Genomic DNA, 263 nt, shown 5'->3' with positions numbered 1-263 from the left:
ATATAAAATAATCACAAAGCAATTACATGATCATTTTTTACGATGGAAACTGCCCTCTTTGCAGCACCGAAATGCAGCAACTAAAACACGCAGACTCTAAAAATCTAATTACGCTTGAAGATCTTAACGCGAGCGACTTTAGTGAACGCTACTCGTATATTGATAAAGACAAAGCAATGAACTACCTGCAAGCCCAAAAGCAATCAGGTGAAATGATTTACGGGCTTGATGTAACGTACGAAGCATGGAAAATAGTGGGTAAA

General features: G+C 38.0%; 1 protein-coding gene. It reads left to right on the top strand.

Features of this window, described 5'->3' with window-relative positions; all coding sequences use genetic code 11:
- Window positions 1–26: 26 nt before the first annotated feature.
- Window positions 27–263 (top strand): thiol-disulfide oxidoreductase DCC family protein (locus tag AAEY83_RS15985; protein WP_351060547.1); only part of this gene is annotated, 237 nt, incomplete at its 3' end.

Source organism: Psychrobacter sp. TB20-MNA-CIBAN-0197 (assembly GCF_040309765.1).
In the GTDB taxonomy this organism is placed as follows: Bacteria; Pseudomonadota; Gammaproteobacteria; order Pseudomonadales; family Moraxellaceae; genus Psychrobacter; species Psychrobacter submarinus.
Note: the sequence above shows the minus strand (reverse complement) of the source record. Positions and strands in the feature narration are given on the sequence as shown.